Annotated in this window: 16 protein-coding genes; 12 read left to right on the forward strand and 4 right to left on the reverse strand. The window is 50.2% G+C overall.

Annotation, left to right across the window (positions count from 1 at the left end):
* The first annotated feature begins 36 nt into the window (after positions 1-36).
* Both R50912_RS16830 and map read left to right on the forward strand, forming a co-directional pair.
* A complete protein-coding gene (locus R50912_RS16830) occupies positions 37-792 on the forward strand; it encodes a TetR/AcrR family transcriptional regulator (RefSeq protein WP_042236508.1) in 756 nt (251 codons plus the stop codon).
* A 27-nt stretch (positions 793-819) separates the two neighbouring features.
* The gene (map, locus tag R50912_RS16835; protein ID WP_042236510.1) at positions 820-1,566 is read left to right on the forward strand and encodes a type I methionyl aminopeptidase; all 747 of its coding nucleotides are present in this window, start codon (positions 820-822) and stop codon (positions 1,564-1,566) included.
* Positions 1,567-1,611: 45 nt separating this feature from the next.
* On the opposite strand, the gene R50912_RS16840 is transcribed toward map, so the two are convergent.
* On the reverse strand, positions 1,612-2,898 hold the full coding sequence (locus R50912_RS16840) for an MFS transporter (RefSeq protein ID WP_042236511.1): 1,287 nt from the start codon (positions 2,896-2,898) through the stop codon (positions 1,612-1,614).
* Between the two features lie 31 nt (positions 2,899-2,929).
* A complete protein-coding gene (locus R50912_RS16845; RefSeq protein WP_042236513.1) occupies positions 2,930-5,152 on the reverse strand; it encodes a B12-binding domain-containing radical SAM protein in 2,223 nt (740 codons plus the stop codon).
* Positions 5,153-5,838: 686 nt separating this feature from the next.
* Between R50912_RS16845 and R50912_RS36225 the strand changes: the two genes are divergently transcribed.
* A complete protein-coding gene (locus R50912_RS36225) occupies positions 5,839-5,970 on the forward strand; it encodes a hypothetical protein (protein WP_269322067.1) in 132 nt (43 codons plus the stop codon).
* A 70-nt stretch (positions 5,971-6,040) separates the two neighbouring features.
* Here the strand turns inward: R50912_RS36225 and R50912_RS16855 are convergent, their stop codons facing one another.
* Entirely contained in the window at positions 6,041-6,952 is a 912-nt protein-coding gene (locus tag R50912_RS16855) for a ketopantoate reductase family protein (protein WP_042236514.1), read from the reverse strand.
* A 147-nt stretch (positions 6,953-7,099) separates the two neighbouring features.
* Here R50912_RS16855 and R50912_RS16860 point away from each other — a divergent pair, with 147 nt between their 5' ends.
* Positions 7,100-7,648, forward strand: coding sequence for a TetR/AcrR family transcriptional regulator (locus R50912_RS16860; protein WP_042242550.1), 549 nt, complete (start codon positions 7,100-7,102; stop codon positions 7,646-7,648).
* Between the two features lie 229 nt (positions 7,649-7,877).
* Here the strand turns inward: R50912_RS16860 and R50912_RS16865 are convergent, their stop codons facing one another.
* Entirely contained in the window at positions 7,878-11,603 is a 3,726-nt protein-coding gene (locus R50912_RS16865; protein WP_042236516.1) for a glycoside hydrolase family 9 protein, read from the reverse strand.
* A 282-nt stretch (positions 11,604-11,885) separates the two neighbouring features.
* Here R50912_RS16865 and R50912_RS16870 point away from each other — a divergent pair, with 282 nt between their 5' ends.
* The 8 genes from R50912_RS16870 (at position 11,886) to R50912_RS16905 (ending at position 24,555) form a co-directional block, all read left to right on the forward strand.
* The gene (locus R50912_RS16870; RefSeq protein ID WP_042236520.1) at positions 11,886-13,538 is read left to right on the forward strand and encodes a response regulator transcription factor; all 1,653 of its coding nucleotides are present in this window, start codon (positions 11,886-11,888) and stop codon (positions 13,536-13,538) included.
* Positions 13,426-15,258: a sensor histidine kinase gene (locus R50912_RS35920; RefSeq protein ID WP_231637898.1), complete on the forward strand. Its 1,833-nt coding sequence runs from the start codon at positions 13,426-13,428 to the stop codon at positions 15,256-15,258. Before R50912_RS16870 ends, R50912_RS35920 begins: the two co-directional genes overlap by 113 nt.
* Positions 15,259-15,365: 107 nt before the next feature.
* Entirely contained in the window at positions 15,366-16,301 is a 936-nt protein-coding gene (locus tag R50912_RS16880) for an ABC transporter permease (RefSeq protein ID WP_197072932.1), read from the forward strand.
* A 16-nt stretch (positions 16,302-16,317) separates the two neighbouring features.
* Positions 16,318-17,229, forward strand: a complete 912-nt coding sequence (locus R50912_RS16885; protein WP_042236530.1) for a carbohydrate ABC transporter permease — start codon at positions 16,318-16,320, stop codon at positions 17,227-17,229.
* Positions 17,230-17,306: 77 nt separating this feature from the next.
* Positions 17,307-18,878: an ABC transporter substrate-binding protein gene (locus R50912_RS16890; protein WP_042236531.1), complete on the forward strand. Its 1,572-nt coding sequence runs from the start codon at positions 17,307-17,309 to the stop codon at positions 18,876-18,878.
* Between the two features lie 84 nt (positions 18,879-18,962).
* On the forward strand, positions 18,963-20,066 hold the full coding sequence (locus R50912_RS16895) for a glycoside hydrolase family 88 protein (RefSeq protein ID WP_042236534.1): 1,104 nt from the start codon (positions 18,963-18,965) through the stop codon (positions 20,064-20,066).
* Between the two features lie 39 nt (positions 20,067-20,105).
* Positions 20,106-22,271: a GH92 family glycosyl hydrolase gene (locus R50912_RS16900; protein WP_042236536.1), complete on the forward strand. Its 2,166-nt coding sequence runs from the start codon at positions 20,106-20,108 to the stop codon at positions 22,269-22,271.
* A 25-nt stretch (positions 22,272-22,296) separates the two neighbouring features.
* Positions 22,297-24,555 carry a polysaccharide lyase 8 family protein gene (locus R50912_RS16905; protein WP_042236539.1) on the forward strand — a complete coding sequence of 753 codons (2,259 nt, stop codon included), beginning with the start codon at positions 22,297-22,299 and terminating at the stop codon, positions 24,553-24,555.
* The last annotated feature ends 257 nt before the right edge of the window (positions 24,556-24,812 follow it).

Genomic DNA, 24,812 nt, shown 5'->3' on the forward strand with positions numbered 1-24,812 from the left:
TCAGCAGGTCAAAAACAAAAGAGGTGGATGGACGAGATGACTCCACGTACGAAGGAACAAAATGAGGATATCCGGCTGCGTCGGCTGGCACAGATCCGCAAAGCCGCAGCCGATGTGTTTTTGGATAAAGGGCCATTGCTGGAAATCCGCGATGTGGCCGCTCAGGCGGGACTCGGGTATGGTACGGTATATCACTATTACAGCAATAAAGGCGATTTGCTCAACGATCTGCTATGGGACGCGCTGGACCGGGCCGGGGGATGGATGGGTGCCCAGCGGGAGGCTCCGGGGAAAATCCCATTGGAGGTTCTACGCGATTCAACTTCAATGGAGGCAACGGCGGGTAGACATATGGGGTTGGCTGCTGTGACAGACACCATGAGCACGGGAGCCCCGGATTCCTTAAGCGGCAGCGGTGAAACGGCCGCAGCCGTAGAGTTTGAACCCGCCACCGCCAGCGTCCGGCTGCTACAGCTTTGGGCGGAGGACCACTCCGTATTCCTGCTTTATAAGCTGGCGGGGGAGGGCTTTACTTCGCTGCCTGAAGGGCGTTCATCCCTGCTCTTGAACGCTTTCTGCCAGGAGGTGCTCATGCCATTTGCTGCACTGCTGGAAACCGGGAGCGCGGTGGAGGGGGCTGCTGCTTCCGGCGGAAACGCAGCGGAATCACCGGGTAAGCTGCAGCGAGCGGAAATGCTACTGGCCGCCATGACTGGCTGCGCTTCACTTTCGCTTCGCCGTGGGAAGCTGCACGAGGAGGCCGGGGATATCATCCGGCTTCTGAAATTCTAGCATGGATAAGGAGCGAATAAATCAAAAATGATTATTCTAAAATCACCCCGAGAAATCGATGAGATGAAACAGGCGGGTCAAATCGTGGCGGATTGCTACCGCGAGGTGGCCAAACTGATCGAACCTGGGATTACCACCCAAGAAATCAATGACTTTGTAGCCAGGCACATCACCAGGCTGGGCGGCAAGCAGTTTACGAAAGGTTATAACGGGTTCCCCGCTGAAACCTGTATTTCGATTAACGATGTGGTGGCACACGGCATTCCTTCGAATCGGGCGGTTATGGATGGTGACTTGCTGAAGCTCGACATCGTCGCGGAATACGACGGATGGTTCGGCGATTCGTGTGTGAGCTATGCGGTGGGCAACGTCCGGCCGGAGGCGCAGCATTTAATGAAGGTGACGAAGGAATGTCTGGACCTGGGGATCGCCCAGGCGGTTCCCGGAGGCCGGCTCGGCGACATCACATCGGCGATTCAACAACACGCAGAAGCCAGCGGCTATTCCGTTGTGCGTGATCTGCTGGCTCACGGGATCGGGCGGAGCCTGCATGAAGAGCCGAGCTACGAGCATATCGGCATAGCCGGCAAAGGCATCCGGTTAAAGGAAGGCATGGTATTTACCATTGAACCCATGATCAACGAAGGTACGTACCGCATCACGATTGACGATGATGAGTGGACGGCAAGAACAGCAGACGGCAAGCTGTCGGCGCAATATGAGCATACGATCGCAATCACGGCGGACGGTCCGTTGATTCTAACTGCCCAATAAGTGTGGGGAAAATAACTGCTGAGTCCAGCCAGTAATTAATATTACTTATAGCGATTGACCGGTCTGAGGTGATGGGGACAACTGTGGAGCCTGGATGTCAAGGCTGCGCAGATGATGATTGGTGAGCCCGATGATCAGACAAACGGCAAACAAGGCAGCGGCAAGACCGAAGCATACCTCCACGCCGATTCTGTCGGCCAGAATACCTACTCCGCCATAGGTTAACGGGATGGAGATGTTAAAGGCCATGGAGCTGATGCTATTGACACGCCCCCGAAGCGGAGACGGAACCAGCAGCTGGAACAAGGTGCTCATCGGGATCACCGTGACTGTTACGCCAAAGCCCAGGATCAAGTTGCCGAAGCAAGCCGGCCAGAGAGCGGAAGATAAGGCGATCACACACATACCAAGGCCTTGAACTCCCAGGCCGCAGGAAAACCAGAGACCAATTCTCCGGGGAGACCTGCTGCCGACGAACAGACCGCCCAGAAGTAACCCCGCAGCTATAGCTGCATTGAAAATACCGAGCTCACTGGAACCGCCTTCTAGCAGCTCACCGACCAGCATGGGGGGGAGCACATTGCTTGGCCCTAAGGCAATATTGCTGAGCGTACCGAGAAGGATAAGCACGAGCATGGCCGTTTGTCCCCGCAGCCATTGCCAGCCCTCGCGGATTTCCGCGAAGATCGATAAGCCGGTGGAGGCGCGGGAATTCTTCCCGGCCTTGCCGCGTTGCTTAATTTGCTGAATCAGAGCAAGTGAGACGATAAAGGTTACCGCATCCACAATCACAGCCCCTGAATTCCCAATGGAGGCCACCAATATTCCACCCGCAACCGTTCCGAGAATACGGGTGATTTGCAGGGAAACGGACAACAGTGAATTGGCTGAGATGAGATAGGTTTTATCCGCGATGAGCTCAGGCAGAAAGGAGCTCTGCGAGGTAGCAAACAGGTTGCCCATAATCGATAAGCCGACTGTGATCAGATAGATATGCAGCAGCTGAAGCTGCCCGGTGAGCATGAGTACTGCAAGGATTCCGGTGAGCAGGGCCTGAGCGGCATCAGCGATCTGCATCAGAATCTTTTTGTTCAAGCGGTCTACCCAGGCGCCAATGAATAAACCGAATATCATTTCTGGCAGGAACTTGGCGACAATGACCAGCCCCACCTGGAGCGAGGAGCCGGTCATCGAGTACACGAGCCAGCTGATAGCCAGATTGTATAAGGAATCCCCGAAGACGGAGCTGGCACGGGCCAGCCATAGATAGCGGAAATCGGCATTATGTTTTAACAGGAGTCTGTAATTAGGTTTGCTGATTGCGGGGTTCAAGGAATAGCACACCTCCTTCATATAGCGATCTTCAAGCTTCTGCTGCCGGTAACCGTTTCAGCCGCAGAAGCCGGTTCGAGATACAGTGTTGCCATAGCTCAGTATGGAACTCATGCTGCGCCGATTGCTGCAGCAGCTCTGTCAAACTTAAGCCAGGCACGAAATTCCGCAAAAACTCGATCATGGGTACAGGAAACGGAAAAAGAGTGCCATCCCGCCGGACGAACAGCTGCTGCTCTTTGGGCTGCGGGTAATTGGAGCAATCCGGTGTCCATTGACTTAGAAGTTCAGTAATGTTTTGCGCGGTGACTGCCTTTCCATCGCATTCGGAGATGTCCAGGATCTTATCCAGGTTCTTTCTGTTAAAAAGCTTGTGGACCGGAAGGTAATAATGTCCCTCTAGAAGGTGTCCGTTTAATTCCAAAATTGAGTTCTCGTTAGCTGCCGTCTGGGTTGTCCCTCTGATGACCTGGAGGACCTTGTTCCCAAACCGGTCGTGATAGAACATCGAATGCGCAGTATCCACTCCCCCCACCCAGGGACGGTCAAACAGGTTGCTTCTGAGGGATGCTTTGGCCTCTGTCAGCTCCTTCGGTCCCCAACGGGAAGTGTTTGCAAGCAAGTGCGTTTGCTCACTGTAATATAGCCTCCAGGCGATATCTTCGCCCTCAAAAGGCCGGAGATCCTGAATGCCGAAGCGCTCCGGTTCTTTGGCTATAATGGCACCTTTGGTTAAGACGAACTGGCCAAGCCCGCCAAAAGTCCAGTGCCTGCTGTTATGCTGCAAAAAATCAACTGAACTCAGGGCATCGTCAACCGTTTCCGTAGGAAATCCGGTGAATCCCATAATTTGTACGCCGATGCGGGCTTCGCTGAACATTTGGATCGTTTCCTGAAGCCGGTCCACCTTGGTTCCTTTATTAATCAGATTCAATATCCGCTGGTTGCCGGATTCAAATCCGACCGAGATGGCGGTACATCCGCTTTGCTGAAGCAAAGCGCAGCGTTCAGGTGTCCAGTATTCCTCTAACCGGATCTCCGCTCCCCAGCGGATGTCAAGGCCTTCTTCCATAATCGCTGCCGCCAGCTTAAGCAGCAGGGCCGGAGATAACACGTCCACTGAGAAATAGATATATTTGTAGGTGACGGCGAGCGTCCTCAAATCTTCCATAATCTTATCCAGCGGGTATTGCCGCCAGGGACTGGTAGGCGAATCGGTATTTAAACCGTAATCACAAAAGGTGCACCGGTTCCAATAACATCCCCGCGAAGGAGAATAGTAAATGAACGGAAAGGGGGATAAGTATTTCTCCCAGGGCAGCTTGCTGTACTCCGGCACCGGAAAGGAGCAGATATCTTCGTATTTGATTTCCAGAACGGAGGCACCATGCACCGCCTGGTACCGGGGATGTAGTGCAATGTTCGGTGACGCAGGCAGCGGCTTATGGTGCTTCAATGCCTGGAGGATAGAGACCAGTGCACTTTCACCTTCGCCGATAATGCAGGCATCTGCAGAGTCAAATACAGCATAGAAATCGCTTTTGATCAAAATATATTTCCAGTAATCTGAGACGGCAGTCCCGCCAAATATAATCCGGATTTCCGGGCAGCTCTCCCGGATGTGCTGCGCCATGCTGAGCGCGAAAGGAAGCTGGGCGACATAGGTGATGCTGATCCCGACGAGAGAATAACCGCCAGTGATGATGCCGGGAATCAATTCGTTCCTGAAATAATCGGTGAAAGGTGCAGAGATCACTCCGGTAATTCGGGTATCGCGCATATCCATGGAGTTAAATACATTGAAAAATCCGCTAGTGGCTAAGCTGAACCCTCTGAATTGCCCCGGGAAGCCCTTTAGAGATAAGGCATCCATCCAGAGCATTACGGTCTCAACGGCGCTGGTATACAGCCTGTAGTCAAAAAATTCTGTTTCATCACGAAAAGTATGCAGCGCGGCTGGCAGCGCCCCGGCAAAATTCATGCCTTGTACTTTGAGCGCGTAATAAAGCTCCATCTGTTCAATGGGCGTAGGTTGTTCCAGTGCTTGAAGCTGCGCAGTCCGGTCATTTATATATTGCATTGTTCTTCCGATTTGCTCAGGCGTTACGGTATACAGCCAGGAGTCTATATTACTATCAATAATATCAATATCTTCAAAGCCGAATTGCCGCGCATAGCCCGCCAAGCAACATAGGCTGTGATAACCTGAAGTAGGATCGCTGACCGGAGGGTATATTAGCGCAGTTTTTACCATTCCAAAACCTCCATCATGAAGAGAATACCTCCTCATTGGAAGATTTAATGAGGAGGATGGGCTGCGGAGAGCTACTAGTGAATGTTATTGACGTTGTTCTGCCGTGTAACATCGTTATCAGATGCTTCGGTGACTTCCAAAATAGCTGCAAGCAGCTCTTTTTCTTCCTTTTTCATGTAAATTCACCTCCTTTAGCTAATTAAAGAGATTATATGCTATAAAATACCATCAGACCTATGAGTTAGCAGATTGACGATGAAATTAATTACAGATAAACTATTAAATTGGGTATTTCTGTGTAAAATCGCTCAAACCTAAATGAATACTCACTCTGCTGTTACGGGAAGAATGTATGCAAGAGAATGTCTGGAAGGAGTGAGCGCTTGATGAAAGTTGCAATCATCTTGAAAAGCATGGAATAGAACCCGTAATTTTTGAGAGCCGCAGTATGAATGGAGACCGGTTTGTGAATGCCGAAGTGCTATTCGTGGAAGACATAAGAATTAGCGCTGCCCATCACGGACCAATTCCAATTCACCGGTTATCCCCTAGGGGTATGTCGCTCCGGCAGGATCGGCAATACATTTTATGTCGGTAATTGCTTCGGGGCAATGATGCCGTTCATGGGCTTCGGGCATCATGCCTCCTGGATGATAGGAATTTATGCCGCCTGGGATTTATGCGGTTTGGGTAATTATGAGGAGCTTACCAAGCCGATCAGAGCGAGTTATGAGAACTCGATTGTTCTGCGCAGGACGATGGAGCATCTCTCGGATGAGACCCTGGATCTAATTATCCGTAATCTCGACAGCTGCTAGGGAATAAAATTGCTAACAAGCCCAAACCTTAATCCTTTAAAGATAGCAAGTTATCTGCTTCGTCCCTATATTAAGCTGAAGAGCTAACATTTTGGCTTAAGAGCTTCAATAAATCGTTCCTCAGCTGCACAATTTCCCTGTTTGCACTATCCGCGTAATCCGGAAGCAGCATATCCTTCACCATCTTACTCCGCAGCCATAGCATAAAGAAAAAATCTAATATCAGGTTTGGGCATAAAAGCACAAATTTAAATACAGATGGATGAATAGCAACACCAGCTTTTTGGATGGCCCTTAAATACGTTTTTAAGGTGACTGTTATTTGGTGTGCCGTTTGTCTGGTTCTGATTGTTTGTTCGTCAATGATCTTATGGTCAGAGTGTAAAACACTAAGCAGTGCAATGTCCGATACGGAATGTGTAATTAGATAAGCTCTCATATCCTTATTGATTGCGTAGGGAAGCTTTGCTGCTTTAAATAATTGTGCGAGGTTTTCTACACGTTCTGTCACTGCACCGTGTATTTCGCCAAACATAGTAGCTATCAGAATCTTTGGCGGGAACCGGGCATACAAAATCCCCTCTTTAATCTGTCCGCCAGCCCCGGGAAAAGCCGGTAAAAGTCTGTCTCCCACAATATCCAGCCACGAAGCAAATCCAATCGAATTATTAGTCATGGTAACAATATTTTTGCTTTGATTGTCTTTGAGTGCCAGCAACGCGGATTCGGCTTGATCGTAACGAACGGTTACCAAAATAAAATCATATACATCATCATTCTCAAGCATATCGATGACTTTTACCTGTACCGCTTTAACAGCACCTTTCTCATTATATTGCAGGCCTTTCTCTTTCAAGGCTATAAACCGGCTAGAACGCGCAAACAGAGTAACATCCACCCCTGCTTCCAAGAATTTGATTGCATACGCGCTCCCTATAACACCTGCACCAAAAATCAAAATTCTATTTTGTTTTACTGGCATAATAATCCCCCTATTTTTTTAACATTCCGGTATTGACTATCCAACAACGTGTTGTATGATGTGATCATAAATCTTTAGTCTTCCCTCATCAACCATCAGTATTTCAGGATGTGTCGGATGATAATCTTGTCTGCAAAGGAGTATGGAATGAAAAAACAGCCCGAAATCACGGAAAAAACGAGACAAAATTTCATAGATGTTTTTTGTGAGCTGTATAGCCAAAAGCCGATTGAAAAAATCTCGGTGCAAGAGATTGCGAAGAAGTCAGGATATAACCGCAGCACCTTTTATCAATACTTCACTGATATTTACGAATTGTTGGACTCTGTTGAGAATGATTTGTTGAATTACATCAAAGAAGAGTTGGCGAATAAAAAGCTGGCTGCCTATACTGTTCAGGATGCGCTTCATTGTCTGGAAAACCAGGAATATCTCTCGGTCCTCAAGGCCCTCCTTGGTGATTATGGCAGTATTCGTTTTATTGAACGCTTGAAAAGAGAAATGATCCTGGATAGATTGGAATTAAACGTTCCGCACAACGATTCCTTAAAGCCATACCTGATTGAGTTTCAGATCTCAACCTCACTTTCTCTGCTTCGACTATGGCTTCAGCGGGAAAAGGATTTACCGCCTGAAGAATTCCACAGGTTAGTGGACAACCTATATACAGCGGGGGTAACGGCCTATTCGAATTAATGGCTCTGCTCAGGCCACTTGGACAGCAAGCAGAGTGGCTCCAGGCACTATTGAATGTAAAAAGAAACCTCTCCTTTGAAATGGTTGTGTGGAAACTCCATTTGACTAAAAGAGAGGTTTCTTAATTTGTTTTTTAAGATTGTTGATACAATTCCCGCTTAAACAGAGGTCCGTTCGCGCAGCGTCCACTCAAGTACACACGATGATTCTACGCCAAAAAAAGGGATTATTAGCTACCCCAACTAACCTCAGGGCCACTCTGAACCTCTGTACTTATAGCATCGGTAAAAGTATCAGTAGTGTGGAAGTAGTAGGAATGCTGGCCGGGAGGCAGCTTGGTCGTGTATTGATAGACTCTGCCGTCAACATAGCTAGTGTCACCCGGATTAGCAGGCTGCATGGTCCGGACAACGCCGTCCAAGACCAGCTCCATGGCAAATGGGGCCTGATTATCCGCATCTGTATAAGTGACTGTGAAAGTATACTCGGTCTGCGGAGTGCCGTCTGTATGATTTACGCCTCCTGAAGTTAACGTTGGCGCACTCCCGCTGACCTGATTGGTCGCCTTAATTTCATCGATCAGCATTTCTCCGGCAGTGACTGTATTTTGTTTCAACCAAATGGACATCTTCAGTGCCTTTTTATCAATAGCCGGACTAAGTGCATTCAGATCGAATTGCAGATCGCTCCATTCCGATGGAACCAGTGCCCAGCCTCCGGTCAGATTGTACGTTCTTTTGCCGTCATTGATTTCAATCCGGGTTCTGAGGTCAGGAGAGGCCGGATTCTTAAGCGTAAGATTCAAATACCGGTAGCCGCTCAGATCGACCACATCATTCCACGGCTGGAACTTAGCTGCTGAAGCCACACTTGCCGGAGTTTGGGCGAATTTGCCGGCTGAACGTCCGTCTGCTGTAAGCTTGGTAAACGTTCCCGTGCCGCCATTCTGATTATACCAGTTGACCCAGGTCGTGTTGGCCGCAGAGCCACCCCAGAAGCCGCCGCCTCCAAAATCATCATATAACAGCGGAGTGGAGGGGTCCGGCAACGCCGGAGCAACAGTGTAATGAGTCGAGCTGTAGGTGTATCCGCCGGAAGAGTCCTTCGCACGAACATCTACTCTCCGGCTTACGTAGGGCAAGGATTGGCTCTCATCGATAACCGCAGCGTACACCGCATCGTTTACAGTCGAATATACATTACCGGAAACCGTCATCGGCTGATAAGGCAATCCGGCTGCCGCATACTCTACCTGGCTCAGACCATCCCCAGCCTCAGCGAAAACAGTTACATTTCCGCGGACCCATTCTCCAATCACCGGAGAGAGTACCGGCAGGGCGGGCGGCTTCGCCGTGTTGTCCGCACCTGTTCCCGGAGCTGCACTCAGCCCCATTACCGTATATAGGAGTCCTGCCTGAATACTGATGCTGAACTCGTTATACCGCCACTGATTCGTATCATCCAGATAGAGCGACCGGTCCTCGTACCAGGGGCTTATACTGTTTCGATTCTTAGGATCCTTCATATTCGGTCCGCTGACCATGGCGCCGGGAAAGATAATTCCGGTATCACCCGCAGTATTGGAATCCTCATTGTAACGGGTATGCGGGAACATCACATGATGGGTGCCGATGCCGGAGACCCAGCTGATATTCCACGGATTTTCTCCGAACAGCCAATACATACCCTTCACCACCGCCTCCAGTGCTGACGGGTCACCGAATAATTCATAGTACCGCAGCAGGTCCCCTAAATAAGAAGCATGAGGTTCGTTTACACCGAAGTTTTTGAACTGGTTCAGTACACCATACGGTGTATCATCTGATGTGGAGAGGAAGAAATCCGCTTGTCCTTTTAACAGACTGTGAATATGAGATTGTGTCGCAGCATCGGCAGCCGGATAGAACTCGGCCATGGACATTGGGCTCATGTCCCAATAGTTCGTGGAGGAGATGTCACCCAGGGTTAAGGCGTTGATTGTCGCCGAAGCTGCATTCCTATACTGATTCTCGCCCGTCAGCAAGAACAGCTCCACATCAGCGAGCAGCTTGGAATTGGGGATGCCTCCTCTTGTGGAGTATGAACCTATGGGACCGTCAGGATGGGCAACCACATATTCATAAAAGATTACAGCTGCGCTCTCGCATTGGTCGGCAAAATCCGTGAGTTCTGCAATCTGAGCTGACGCGATATCGCCTTCGTTAATAGCCGTGCGGATCGCGCGAGCTGTAGCAGCAAGTGTACCCGCTGATTTGGCTGAGCCGCCGACACTTAAATCGGTCAGCTTCCGGTCATCCGCTGTGCCGGATAGGTTATCGGTAGATTTCTCCGGATGAACGAAAGAAGCATTGTTCCTGAGATTATACATTTCCCCGCCTAGCTGATCCGCGAACTTGATGAGATATTCGCTGCCGAAGACAGCTTCATCTACCAGGTCCGGGATGCCATTGCTGTCGTTATCGTACTTCACGCTGTCTTTGTCCGCATAACGCGTATAAGCAAGTGCGATCTCCGCGCCGACCCATTGGTTACCGCCATATTTGCCGTAATCACCGGCATCGTACCAGCTGCCTGTCAGATCATAATGGGTCAGGCCGTCCGCAGACTGGGCATCATCCAGGTGACCCGCGGCATGGTAGAGCTTGGCGGAAGGAGCTACACTGCTGTAACCCTCAGGATAAGCATCACTTGTGGCTACTGAGGCACGCAGAAGACGGTAGAAGGCAGTCATTTCATCCTTGTATTGATCCCACAGGTTAGGTGTGATTTCAAAAGGATAGGAGTACTGCTGATTACTTCGCACCCTGTAGTTGTTCCCGGAATCTGTGACGGAGGAGAAGCCGATAGAGTAGACATGCTTATTCCAGTAAAAGCCCTCGTAAGTCATGGTGCCTGAAGACACGACATTTGATCCATCCAAGATTTCATAAGTGGCGTCTGTGACGGTTGTGGTTGAGATGAGTTTGGCGTTCTTGATATCGTCTGCACTGTAGCCGGCTTGGCTCACTACAATATCAATTACAGAAGAGGAATTGGTTACGCTCAAATTGTGAATTCCGGTCGTGACTTCATTCGAAGTCGTATCCGTGGTACGGAAATAGTAGGAATGGGCTCCCGCCGGAAGCTTGGTCATGAACCTGTAATCTTTTCCGTCCGTGTAGGTTACATCAGCTTGATCGGTTTCGCGCATAGTATAGGCCGTGTCATCAATGATCACCTGAACAGCATAAGGGGCCTCGTTATCCGGGTCGGTATAAGTGGCATCGAAGGTAAAATTAGTGTTCTGGTTATAGCTGCCATCTGTATCCGCACTCATCACAGCCGGGCTTAACTGAGGCGCGGTACCGCCGGAGGCCGTGGTAAACACGATATCATCGATCAGCATTTCCCCGTAAGTCCCGCCGGCTTGTCTAAGCCACACCTCCAGTTTGACTTTCTCCTTCTGAATCTTGGGCGACAGGGCATCCAGATCAAACTGCAGGCTGGTCCAGGTATCCGTTGCAGATACATAACCGCCGGTAAGATTGTAATTGGTGATGCCGTCGCTTATGACAACACGAATGAGTGACTGGGCATAACCTGCATTTTGCAAAGACAGATTCATATACCGGTAGCCTGAGAGGTCAAAGGTCTCGTTCATCGGCTGAAACTTGGCCCAGGAGGTGGAGGAGCTTGGGGTTTGTGTGAACTTTCCAATTGTGCGGGTGCCTTGGACCATCTTGGTGAAAGTGCCGCTTCCCCCGTTCTGATTGTACCAGTTCGTCCAATTTTGCTTGAACAGCCCCCCGCCGGCAAAATCATCATACAGAAGAGGGTGGGCGGGTCCCGGTAAGGGGTTAACCGCTGCTGCGGCATGCCGGGGAGAAAGAGCAACAGTACTTATGATCAACAACAGGCTGAGGCATACCGGCAATAACTTTTTGAGTCTACCGGGGAATAGGCTTGATCTGAACATCTGTTTAACCTCCTCATAGTCGGATAATGTGAACCCTAATCTCCTTTCCTCATTTATGTAAACGCTTGCAAAAAGAGCATAAAAGAGTTACTATCACTAGTCGATGATGAATTACGGGAAATATATGATCTATACTAGGGCTGTAACGGCTTCGAACCTATGAAACAGAGTTCCTTCAAAGCATGACGGTCAACAATCCTGATATAGATCACACAAAAGATGAAATAGATCATCTACCGTAATTTGCAGCGAGTGTACTGTGATACAAAAGGGGGGAGCATCATGTATAAAATTCTCGTGGTAGACGATGAGCCGAGAGTGAGTGCGGGAATCAAAAATTTCCTGCTCGCTTCGGATATGAACATTACTTATGTAGAAACAGCTATCAATGGATTTGAAGCGATTGATTATTTGCGCATGGACAGCTTTGATCTGGTGCTTACCGATATACAGATGGGCCGGATGAGCGGTATTGAATTAATGGAGAATATCTATATGGAGCAGTGGAATGTCCCGGTGATTGTCATCTCCGCCCATGAGAAGTTTGATTTCGCCAAAAAATCGCTACGGCTGGGGGCAAAGGATTATCTGGTCAAGCCCGTAGAGCGAACAGAGCTGCTGCGGGTAGTCCGCAAAGCCTTAACCCAGAAAGAGCTTCCAGGGAAGAGCCTTGAGGCGGAAAGCAGGCCGATACAGGACCATTCAAGGCGTAATGAGTGGCTGATGGAGCTGGTTACGCAGCGGAATCTGACCCGGGAGGATATCGAAGATGTGACCAGTGAGCTGGGAGAGCTTTTACAAGGACAATTCTTCGGCGTGATCTCCAGCCGCATTGACTATAGCCAGGCCGGCTTCAGCCATCAGAAGGTCACGCTCCATGACCGCAAATTATTGAAATATGCGGCGATTAATATTATGAATGAAACCTTAATGGAGTGGAACGGTTTGACCTTCAACGGCTTCGGCCATTCGATCATCAGCATCATCCAGTTATCTGCCGAAGAAATGGGCGATCCCCGGGTTAGAGTACACTCGCAGATCCATATGATCGGGCAGATGATCGCTATGAATATGAAGCAGTATCTGAATGTGGAGGCAACGATCGGCCTCAGCACTTTAGGCGGAGATGTATTAATGCTCCCCAGGCTGATGGAAGAAGCAGACACTGCGGCGGATTGGACCAAAGTCCATCCCGGACAAAGAGTCTTCTATTATCACGATATAGCCGTGCAGGATAACCTGAGTATGGTGGTCTGGATGAATAAGGTTAGTGAATTCATGGAGCAGATGAAATCAGCGGTAGAATCCTCCGGGGATTTGAATCCGCAAAGCATCCTTGGCCAGCTGCCGGTGTCTGAACTGTCGCAGGAAGTCACGAACAGCTATTGCGGGATGCTGATCTACCGGATTTACGGACTGCTGGTCGAATACGGACAGGGGAACGGGGCTTCCCTCTATGATTTCAACCCGGATAGGGTGTTCCAGGGACTTAGCGGACAGCAGAAGCTGGAACGGCTGCACCGGTATATTGAAGATTCGGTTGCTTTTTTGCAGCAGCTCTCTAAGGCCAGAGATCAGAACGTGATCTCGCGGATTACCAGCTACATCCAGAAAAATTACCGTAACCCGGCGCTGAAAATCCAGGATATTTCCGAGGAGGTTCATTTCAGTGCAGCCCATCTGGGTTATATTTTCAAACGTGATATGAAAACCAACCTTTGGGATTATGTGACGGCACTAAGAATGGAAGAGGCCCGCCGGCTGATGATTACCACGGACAAGAAACGGTATGAAATCGCTTTTGCGGTAGGGTATGAGTCGCCTGAGCACTTCAGCCGGATGTTCAAGAGAATGCTGGGGCTCACACCGGCAGAATTCCGTAAGCAAGCCAGAGGAGGGAACCGGACTGAAACCGAAACTGAAGCTGAAGCATAAAGTCACCCTGGCATTCCTCGTATTGATTGTTTTGCCTTTTATAGTCGTGGGCTGGATTTCAGCTTACGTGGCTGTAGACACCATCAAGGAAGAAGTAGGCAGTACTACACTACAGCTGGTTAAACAAAATCATGTGACGATCGACAAAACCATATCCGCGATCAATGACAGGACGATCACACTGCTGGATAATCATTTTTTCAGTAATCCGGCGGGGTACAGCTTCTGGACCGGAATAGACACGCTGAATGAAATCCAGCAGGCCGATAATATTCTGGAGAGCTGGTCTACCGGGGGCACAGAATATGCAATTTATATGAGAAATATTGAGTCTAGAGATACGCCTTTTGATCTTTCCCATAAAACAAAGGGATTCAAGTATTTGGATAATGACGCGGGGGGATTGCCTGACACTATCGTAAGCAACATGGATGTCAGCGGAGGCGGGGCACTGCGCATCACATTATCAGAGACCGGAGAGAAAACAATCTCCTTCATGCGCAGTATTCTAAATCCCCGGAATTATAATGAGGCGATCGGCCTGCTGGTGGTCAACAAGGTAGAGGTGCTTTTAACCCGGGATATGGTATCTGTTGAGGTCCCTTCTGCTGCTGGAATCTTCTTATTCAACGACAAGGATGAGCAGTTAATGTCAGCCGGTTCAGGCAGCATTACACTGGCCGAGATTGACAGGAATATCGGACCTGCGGGCCCTTACGGCTTCACCTTCGCTGAAGAAGACGGGGAAGAATGGCTCTACGCCTATTCGGACAGCTCTAAATTCCACACCAGATTATTGTACAAAATCCCCTTAGCGTCCATCACCGGCAAACAAATCTGGCTGCAAAATATGCTCGTCATTATCTCTGTCGTTTATTTAGCGTTTGTCCTCACGTTCGTTCTCTATATAGTACGGCTTGTCGTTAAGCCCGTAGTGAAGCTCGTCTCGGTTATGAAAATTTATGAACCCGGCAAAACGCTGACAGGGTCTGACGAGCCCCTCAGGCATGATGAATTCGGCATTCTGTATGGATCATTTGTGAAAATGACCAAAAGGCTGGATTATTCCATTGAAGAAAATTATGTGATGCAGCTGAAACAAAAAGAGTATGAGCTCCTGATGCTCCAATCCCAGATCACCCCCCATTATCTGTACAATACCTTGGACTCGATTTACTGGTATGCGCTGGATAGCGGCAATGCAGAGGTTGGTGAAATGGTCCGTGACTTATCCATGCTGCTGCGTATCGGGCTAAGCAAAGGCCGGAAAATGATTACAGCCGGGGAGGAGCTGGAGCATGCCCAGGCCTATACACGGCTGCAAGAGAAACGGTACCCTGACACCTTCGGGGTCTGCTGGCAGATCGATGAAACATTGAAAGGCTATGAAACTCCCAAAGTCATTATCCAGCCTCTGATTGAAAACGCCATTATCCATGGTGTGCGCGGAATGGATGGGGAAGGCGAGATACGGGTATCTGCTGTTCAAAGTGAAGAAACTCTGCGCTTTATCATTGAGGACAATGGGCATCTGCCGGTAGATTTAGATGAGCTCTCTGCCATTATGCAGGAAGAGCATAGTCCGAAGGGATACGGAATCAGAAATGTGCATCAGCGGATCCAGCTCCATTACGGGGAGGCGTATGGATTAACCTATGAACGAAGCGGGGAGGGGTGGACCCGGGCAATCATCACCCTGCCTTTGCGCCGGCCCGAATGAGGTACTACCTGGATATGGACGTTTAAAAGATCACGTTTTTACGGGAATGCATCATCGTAGCTGCAGAGAGATGGTTCTATAATAAGTCCATGAAAGGAGTAATGGACATGACTAGAGCCACTGGATTCTCAAGATTCATCCATGCCATGTGGAAGTACAAGGCGCTGACGCTAATGATGCTGCCGGCCGTTCTTGTCCTTCTGGCGCACAGCTATTTACCGATGTTCGGTATATTTATTGCGTTCAAGAATGTGAATTACATTGACGGAATTTGGGGGAGTCCATGGGTAGGGTTTGATAATTTCAAATTCCTGTTCTCCTCGGGGGACATGTGGAGAATTGTAAGAAACACACTCCTGTACAGCTTAACCTTTATGATTATTAATTTAGTGCTGTCGGTATCGATCGCGGTGGCTATCAATGAGATCCGGCGGCGGTTTCTGGCAAAAGCTTACCAAAGCTTCATTATCCTGCCACACTTCCTGTCAATGGTCGTAGTGAGTTATCTCGTATACGCTTTCCTGCAGCCGGATCATGGCTTCATTAATGCCACCGTCCTCAAAGCCTTCGGGCAGGATGCGGTGTTCTGGTATTCGGAGAAGGAATACTGGCCTTATATCCTGGTGTTTGTGAACGCCTGGAAGCATGCCGGCTTCGGTGCTGTAATCTACATTGCGGCGATCGCCGGAATTGACCCCGAATACTATGAGGCTGCTCTCATCGACGGGGCTTCCAAGTGGAAGCAGATTACGAACATTACGATTCCTTTTATCCGGCCGGTCATTATTATTATGACGATTCTGTCGATGGGAAGTATCTTCAGTTCAGACTTCGGGCTGTTCTTCCAGGTGCCCATGAACTCAGGGGCATTGTATCCGGTTACGGATACCGTGGATACGTATGTATACCGGGCCTTGATGCAATTAAATGATATCGGGATGTCCTCGGCCACGGCGCTTGTTCAATCGGTGGTTGGGTTTATCATGGTGATCGCAACCAATAGCGCGGTCAGACAAATTGACCGGGAACAGGCATTATTCTAAATAAAGGAGAACAATCATGGCCAACGACTCCGGCAGCCGCATCGGCGGAATTTCTGTAGCTTCCAGTTTAATTTTAAACATTGCTTTTGTAATCCTCTCATTAATCTGCTTTTTGCCTGTTCTGCTAGTCATTATTGTATCCTTCACAGACGGACAGTCCATTCTGACTCAGGGATACAGCTTTGTTCCGGATAAATGGTCGTTGATTGCCTACGAATCCATCTTTAAGGATTTTCAGACGATTGTGTCGGGCTACCGGGTGAGCTTCACCATAACCATTCTTGGCACAGCGCTCAGTGTGCTACTCATGGCACTGTATGCCTATCCCATTTCACGTGCGGATTATCCGTTCCGTAATGCATTTACGTTCTTTTTGTTCTTCACGATGTTGTTTAATGGCGGGATGGTCAGCAGATATCTAATTTACACACAGGTGCTGCATATCAAGGATTCCTATATGGCGCTGATCCTGCCCATGCTGATTGTGCCATTCAACGTAATCATTATGCGGACCTTTTTCCAGACGACCATTCATCCTGCAGTGATTGAATCGGCAAGAATTGACGGTGCGGGTGAGCTTAGAATCTTCCTGCGGATCGTTCTGCCGCTCTCGTTGCCTGTCCTGGCAACCATGGCCTTGTTCAGCACAATCGGTTATTGGAACGACTGGTTCAATGCGCTGCTGTATGTCAGCAGTGAGGACAAATATCCGCTCCAGTATTTGATGATGCGTGTCCTCAATGATGTGCAGTATCTGCGCAATAATGTGGAGCTGGCTGCCCAGAATCCAACGATGATGAAGAACCTGCCGAATGAATCCTTGCAGATGGCCATGGCTGTCATTGGGATGGGGCCGATTCTGATCGCGTATCCTTTCTTTCAGAAATATTTTGTCAAAGGCCTCACAGTAGGGGCTGTTAAGGGCTAAAGCAGCGGTGGAACCGGCAAGCAGCATATTCTGTCTGCCGTTCTATATATAAGCTTAATAATCTAGGGAGGGTTAATATGAAAAAGGTAAAAGGACGTAAACCGCTATTCACAGCGATTGTTCTGGTTCTTGCGTTATCCTTACAGGCATGCTCTGGCGGTAATAACGGGGGTACTTCCGAACCGGCAGCATCAAAAGGCACGGAGAGCACGAGTACTGCGGCGCCTGCTGACAGTCCGGAATCGCTGAAGCCTTACGAGGTGTCGATTATCTACTTCGGTGCGCCGCAGCGGGATGATGCGCTGGTCGAAGCTAAGCTCAGTGAATATTTCAAAGAGAAATTCAATGCCACCGTTGATCTTCAGCCGATCGCCTCCAGCGAATACAAGCAGAAGACCGAGCTGATGTTAAATGCCGGTGAGCCGATGGATCTTGTGTTTACAGCCTCATGGCTTAATTTCTTCGGCAACGTCTCCAAGGGGGCCTTCCTGGATCTGGATGATCTGCTGGCCAAATACGGGCAGGGCATCTCGGAGAACCTCAACCCGATCTACCTTGAGGCTCCGCGCTACAAAGGGAAGCTGTATGGGATTCCCACAAACAAAGAGATTACCCAGGGCAAGGCCTACACTTACCGGAAAGATATAGTCGACAAATATAGTATTCCGATTGAGGATATTAAGACGATGTCAGATTTTGAACCCTGGTTCAAGCTGCTGAAGGAGAAAGAGCCGGCATTGATTCTGGATTTCATTAAGGAGTCGGGTGAAGGCATGATGTATGAGACCCGCTCGAACTTCCGCGTTATCGGGCCGACGCCTAATAAGATTCCTTTGTTCTTATATGATTATACAAATACAGATAACATCCAGATAAAGTCGGTTGTTGATCCGGAAATCTCATCGATTGCCAAAGCGGAGTATGAGCTGAACCGCAGCTACTATGAGAAGGGCTACATCAATAGCGATGCAGCTACAACAACGACTGACATCGGTGATTTAAGAAAACAGGGTAAAATCTGGATGCAGCAGGCCGTCTGGAAGCCGGGGGCTGATATTGAATTGAAAATTGCCACGGACAATAAATATGATTTCGTCTCTAAGGTTATCGAAGAACCTATTGTAACCACGGACCTTGCCGCCGGATCGATGTTCTCCATCTCCCGCACCTCCAAAGATCCGGAACGGGCCATGATGGTATTAAATGCGCTGCATACTGATCCTTATGCCGTGAACCTGTTCGTTAACGGAATTGAAGGCACTCACTATAAGAAGATTAGCGAGAACCGCATCGAGCCGATTGCCGATTCCGGATATGGCACCAGCGCCCTGTTCTGGGTGATCGGTAATCAGCTCATCAATTATCTCAAGCCGGGTCAGCCTGATGATTTGTATTCAAGCTGGAAGGAATTCAACAATGAGGCCAAACGTTCACCGCTGTTAGGGTTCGTATTCGATGAGTCGTCCGTCAAAAACGAGATTACTCAGCTCACCTCGGTCATTGGCGAGTACCGGGCCGCAAGCACGGGGGCAATTCCTGACCCTGCCAAAATGCTTGAGGAAAGAAATGAGAAATTAAAGAAGGCCGGCATTGAGAAGGTCCAAACAGAATTGCAGACCCAAATTGATGCCTGGAAAGCAGCTCAATAATTAACGGATTGAAGCATGGCAGGAGGTCTGTTGTTTCAGGACGTCCTGCCATTTAACTGTACAAGAGAAAAGGAGACATACACGATGGAGACTTGGATCAATGAGGCCTGGGATTATTCCCTGGGCAAATTAAGCAACACGCGCTACAGAATCGGAGCAACCTTCCCCAATGCCTCTTACGGCGGAAAATATGATGCGCGTGACCCCGATTGCTGGACCAACGGGTTCTGGCCCGGAATCCTGTGGCTGGCTTATCGTGCTACCGGCGATGAGGAATACCGGAGGATCGCCGAGAACTGTGAGGAGCAGCTGGATGCGCCTCTTCAGGAATACGAACAGCTCCATCATGATAACGGATTCCTCTGGAGTCTGTCAGCGGTGGCCGACTACAAGCTCACCGGCAATATGCTGTCCAGAAGAAGAGGGCTGATCGCTGCCAGCCATTTAGCCAGCCGCTTTAATCTTAAAGGGCAATTCATCCGTGCCTGGCTGTATGAAGGCAGTGAAGGCCTGGCTATTATAGATTGCATGATGAATCTTGGTTTACTGTACTGGGCCAGCGAAGAGCTTAAGGACCCGCGGTACCGGCATATAGCCGCTGCACATTCTGAGATGGCGCTCCGCGAATTCATCCGTCAGGATGGCTCGGTGCACCATATCGTCCGCTTCGATCCCGGAACGGGAGAGCGGATAGAGGCGCTTGGCGGACAAGGGTATAGTCCGGATTCCGCCTGGTCCCGCGGATCGGCCTGGGCGATTTACGGATTCGCTATAGGGTACCGCTATACGCGCGACATCCGGTTTCTGGATGCGGCCAAAGCGGCTTCGGATTATTTCGCCGCACAATTGCCGGAGGATCTTGTGCCTCCGTGGGATTTCCGGGCGCCTGCCGAACAGCTATGGGCCAAAGATTCAACAGCTGCGGCCTGCGCAGCCAGCGGAATGCTGGAAATTGCCTATCTGCTGGAAGGTGAAGAAGCAGCGCGCTACCGGAAGCTCGGCGCGGCAATAACGGAATCGCTGTTCCGTCATTACACGCCGGAGGACCCGGCGGAAGAAGCGTTGATTACTAAGGGGACCGGCAGCTTCCCGTCCAATGCCGAAGTAGAGGTGCCTATCATCTACGGCGACTTTTTCTTTCTGGAAGCCTTGCTGAAGTTAAAGGGAGAGAGCGAAATCTTTTGGTAGAGGGAAGGCTTTACCGGCAATGAAGGAGGTACAACGTTGATGAGAAGAAGAGTGGATTACGTCGATCCGTTTATAGGCGTGGATGGGGAAAACAATTGCTTGTGCGGGCCTTATCTGCCTGGCAGCATCGTAAGGCTTGGCCCGGATACGCTGCCGCCGCAGCTATCCCACGGCTATGACAGTTCGAGGCCGATTATCCGATTCAGCCATACGCATGTCAGCGGAACAGGGGGCGGAGGCCGTTACGGCAATGTGGGCTTCACCCCTTATACCGGCATGCAGCGGTTCCATATTGATCCTTACCTTAAGGAGAATGAGCAGGCCGAAGCAGGATATTACAGCGTGCGATTAATGCCCGCTGCCATACAGGCTGAATTGACCAGCACAGCGCGCACAGGCATCCATCGTTACCGCTTCAGGGCAGGGGACGCTGCCAACCTGCTGATTGATGCAGGAGCAGTCATTCAGGTAGGCGGAGATGAGCCGGGGAAGACTACCGGCGTCTCCACGGGCGGTTACCTTGAAGTGATATCGGAGTACGAGATTGCAGGCCGTTCTGATCTACGCGGGGGCTGGGGGCATGAGTTCCCTTATTCCGTGTACTTCTATATCCGCTTCGATCAGCCGATGAAGAGCAGCCTGCTGGCAGACGCCGGCGGAGTACGGCGTAGCCCGTCTGTAGATGGCCCGAATTGTAAGGCTTCCCTTAGCTTCGGTGACTGCGGAGTTCTGGTGGCGAAGACGGGTATTTCTTATGTAAGTGTCGGCAAGGCCAGAGCCAGTGTGGACCGGGAGGCGTCTGCCGGATTCAATGAAATCCGGCAAGCGGCCAGTAGCATCTGGGAGGATAAACTAAGCAGAGTCACGGTGGAAGGGGGGAGCGAGGAGCATACACGGCTGTTCTATACCCTGATGACCCGGCTGTTCTGTATGCCGAGTGACTTGGGTGTAGACGATGAGAACTTCGCCTGGGAATCCGGGGTCCGGCACTTCACTGATCTGTATGCACTGTGGGACAGCGTCCGAAATGCCAACTCGTTGATTACACTGCTCGACCCGCAGCTTGAAGCGGATATCCTCAATTGTCTGCTGGATATCGCGGATCATACCGGCTGGCTGCCGGACGCCTGGATTATGGGACATAGCGCGATGATTCAAGGAGGAAGCTCCGCAGATGTGCTGTTCTGTGAAGCGGCGCTTAAGAAGCTTGAGGGAATCGACTATGCCAAAGCCCTGAAGCAAATGCGCAAGAATAATGAGGTTACGTCCCCGGACACCTGGCTCTATGGCCGTCACCTGAAGGATTATCATTCCCTGGGGTACTTGTCGACGGATGTGAAGAAGAACTGTGTATCCCGTCATATGGAGTATACCTATCAGGACTGGTGTATCGGCCGGTTAGCTGAGGTTCTCGGTCAGGATAAGACAGCCGAAGAGTATTATCAAAGCTCGGAGAAGCTATGGAATTTATGGAGGGAGGATCTCAAATGCTTCGCGCCCCGGCTTCCGGACGGGGAATGGGCAAGGTCCTTTGACCCCACATCCTGCCTGCCGGATTCATGGAATGATCCTTACTTCTACGAAGGAACCAGCCTGCAATGGTCGTTCAGCACGCATCATGACTTTCATGGACTGGTCGAACGGCATGGGGGGAGAGAAGCTTTTATCAGGCATTTAGACCGTTTTTTTGACGGCGGATTCTATAACTCCAAAGAAACGATGCTGCATATTCCTTATTTATATATTTATGCGGGAAGACCCGACCGGGCGGCTGACCGGGTCCGGGAATGTCTGGAGACATACTTCAGGGCTGAACGTGACGGATTGGGTGATAACGAAGATATGGGCTGTCAGAGTGCCTTTTTCATCTGTTCAGCTATGGGGTTGTACCCTTTGATGGGTCAGGACATCTATTTCCTCGTTCCACCGTTTTTCAATAAGGTAACCCTGCTGTTGGGAGCGAAGGAGACTCCCGTTCCTTTGACGATCGAGACTCAGGGTGAATGCAGCGGGTCCGGCAACCGGTATATAAGGTCTGCTTCAATCAACGGTATGGAATTGAACCGTGCCTGGGTCCGCCATGAAGAAATCGCCGGAGGAGGCACGCTTCTGCTGGAGCTTGGTTCTGAAGCCGGAGAGTGGGGAAGCATGATTCCACCTTCTCCGCTCACGGAACGGGAGCAAGGCAAACAAACATCATGGTAGGCGCTGGCTCAAGGAGAGAATACGCATGCAGATTCTGAAAAACAAATGGCTGCAATATATCTCGGGAGATACGCTGAGTCATGAATCGCTGCAAAGTGTCAGGCATGATCAGGAGACGATGCTCTATCACCAGGTGTTGATATGGGCTGATGTTCCTTATGCTGAGAACGCTTCGGATGTGTTTATGATCATCGGCAGATTAAGAGGGATGGCAATCGCTTTGAAGTCATCACGGTCTCCTTGTTATCTGGACTCTACATTAAGGCAGCAGGTGATCTATGGATTGGAATGGCTAAATGCACAGAGATACAACGAAAGCTGCCGTCCCTATGGAAACTGGTGGTATTGGGAGATTGGCGTGTCGATTGCGCTGCTGGAAACACTGCTGCTCATGGAGCAGCTGCTGGATACAGAACTTATAGAGCGGCTGCTCCTCACCATAGACAAATATGTGGGCGATCCGGCGTTTCATGCACAGTGGTTCGTGGCTAAGGCTCCGCCGTCCACCGGAGCGAATCTGGTCTGGAAGTCTACGGCAGTTGCTCTTGCTGCCGTTATTCAGGGCGACGGGCAGAAGCTGTCCGCCGCCCTTAGTGCGCTGCTTCCGGTATTCAAGAATGCTAGCGAAGGGGACGGCTTCTATGAGGACGGCTCCTTTATTCAGCATGATAAATACGCGTACACCGGCGGATATGGGGTCTCACTGCTGCAGGATGTGGTCCGCCTGATGGTGTGGCTACATGATACTCCTTGGGAATTTCCGGGTGAAGCCCGCGATTTGACAGCCAAGTGGATTGAAGCTTCATTTGTGCCCCTTATGTTCCGGGGATCTATGCTGGATATGGCCAGCGGCAGGGAAATCTCGCGGGCAGATTCGCAGAATCATGAGAGCGGACATTCGGTGATCACCTCCTGCTTACGCTTCTCGCGCATACTGGATGAAGTAGAGCAGGTACGGCTGCTCTCCAGAGTGAAAGGGTGGATTGTGGCTGACACGTATAAATCCTATACAGCCGGTGCACCGCCAGATACTGCCGCACAAGCCAGAGCTCTGCTGGACAATGAACTCGTGCAGCCTGCCCGGGAAGAAGCCTTCTGCAAGCTGTTTGCGCATATGGACCGGGTGGTGCTGCAGGGTCCGGGTTTTGCTTACTCCATTAGTATGTTCTCCAGCCGGATCTATAGCTATGAATCTATCAATGGGGAAAATCTAAAGGGCTGGTATACTTCGTATGGCATGTGCCAGCTGTATAATAGTGACTTGGGGCAATATGCCGATGCTTACTGGCCGACGGTTGATCCCTGCCGCCTGCCCGGAACTACAGTAACTAATATGCGGAAGGAAGACGGAGCCGGGCAAGGCCGTTTAAGCACCAAGTCTTTTGTCGGCGGGGCCGTACTTCATAACCAGTGCGGCGCCATCGTCATGGAATTGGAGGATGTAGTTAACGAGGCCGATGGACTGACAGCGCTCAAAAGCTGGTTTTTGTTCGGAAACCATATTATCGCCTTAGGAACGGATATTACGAGCCGTAATTCCGCTAAAGTGGAAACGATTATAGACAACCGGAAATTGAGCCCGTTGGGAGAACATGTGATTACAGCAGACGGAACAAGGATCTGCCGGAAGCCTGGATCTGGCGAGATAGAGACCCTTAACCCCAAATGGATTCATATGGCGGGCAGTGAGCGGGGAGCAGATGTGGGCTTCTTCTTTCCTGAGCAATGCTGTGTACATGCCATGCGTGAACAGCGGCAAGGGACCTGGAAGGAAATCAACGATGCCGGTTCACCTGAGAAGATGGAACGGTTCTATCAGATGTTGTGGTTCGATCATGGCGAAGCCCCGGCGGGAGATACCTATGCATATGTGCTTCTGCCTGGCTACAGTGAGCAAGAGACTGCTTGTTTTGCTGAGGAACCAAGGGTGAGAATCCTGGAATTGAATGCTCAGGTGCATGCGGTTGAAGATTCTGAACTGGGAATTACAGCAGCCCATTTCTGGAAGCCCGGCTGGTATACAAGTGGGGGGATTGCTTGCAGCAGTCAAGCCTCCATTGTGCTGCAAAGGAATCCGGCAGGCTGGAGCCTGGCTATAGCCGATCCGACACAAAGGCAGCGCAGTCTGATCGAAATCGGGATTGAATTCAATCACCCTGTTACCCGAGTGATGAACAAGTCAGACCGGATAACGGTAGAACACATTGAACCCGGGAAGGTGAGACTGTGGTTTGACCCGGATGGTGCCGGGGGAGCCTCGTTTCACGTTGAGCTTGGGACCTAGCGAATCTATGAAATGAGGAACAACATTGGCAGAGTTGTCTGCGCAGATGGCTTGGAATAGTTGGATTTTCTCCATTTGCTCATGAATGGAGGAGTCCTAGCCAAGCTACAGTTGGAAGATCAGGGGAGTGTGCCGTCAGCAGAGTGAAGCGGACTCAAAAGCCCTTATTTCGCAGCCAAGCCCCTTTCTGGGGCTTAAGCGGACTGAGAATCCGCTAACTTGTTCATTTGGGCTTGAAACGGGCTGCGGCAGCCCCA

Source organism: Paenibacillus sp. FSL R5-0912 (assembly GCF_000758605.1).
Lineage (GTDB): Bacteria > Bacillota > Bacilli > Paenibacillales > Paenibacillaceae > Paenibacillus_AQ.

Excerpts from the sequence above, each read along its gene's own strand:
- R50912_RS16830 (WP_042236508.1), top strand. The coding sequence starts at position 37 with ATGACTCCACGTACGAAGGAACAAAATGAGGATATCCGGCTGCGTCGG.
- map (WP_042236510.1), top strand. The coding sequence starts at position 820 with ATGATTATTCTAAAATCACCCCGAGAAATCGATGAGATGAAACAGGCG.
- R50912_RS16845 (WP_042236513.1), bottom strand. The coding sequence starts at position 5,152 with ATGGTAAAAACTGCGCTAATATACCCTCCGGTCAGCGATCCTACTTCA.
- R50912_RS16855 (WP_042236514.1), bottom strand. The coding sequence starts at position 6,952 with ATGCCAGTAAAACAAAATAGAATTTTGATTTTTGGTGCAGGTGTTATA.
- R50912_RS16860 (WP_042242550.1), top strand. The coding sequence starts at position 7,100 with ATGAAAAAACAGCCCGAAATCACGGAAAAAACGAGACAAAATTTCATA.
- R50912_RS16865 (WP_042236516.1), bottom strand. The coding sequence starts at position 11,603 with ATGTTCAGATCAAGCCTATTCCCCGGTAGACTCAAAAAGTTATTGCCG.
- R50912_RS16870 (WP_042236520.1), top strand. The coding sequence starts at position 11,886 with ATGTATAAAATTCTCGTGGTAGACGATGAGCCGAGAGTGAGTGCGGGA.
- R50912_RS16880 (WP_197072932.1), top strand. The coding sequence starts at position 15,366 with ATGACTAGAGCCACTGGATTCTCAAGATTCATCCATGCCATGTGGAAG.
- R50912_RS16885 (WP_042236530.1), top strand. The coding sequence starts at position 16,318 with ATGGCCAACGACTCCGGCAGCCGCATCGGCGGAATTTCTGTAGCTTCC.
- R50912_RS16890 (WP_042236531.1), top strand. The coding sequence starts at position 17,307 with ATGAAAAAGGTAAAAGGACGTAAACCGCTATTCACAGCGATTGTTCTG.
- R50912_RS16895 (WP_042236534.1), top strand. The coding sequence starts at position 18,963 with ATGGAGACTTGGATCAATGAGGCCTGGGATTATTCCCTGGGCAAATTA.
- R50912_RS16900 (WP_042236536.1), top strand. The coding sequence starts at position 20,106 with ATGAGAAGAAGAGTGGATTACGTCGATCCGTTTATAGGCGTGGATGGG.
- R50912_RS16905 (WP_042236539.1), top strand. The coding sequence starts at position 22,297 with ATGCAGATTCTGAAAAACAAATGGCTGCAATATATCTCGGGAGATACG.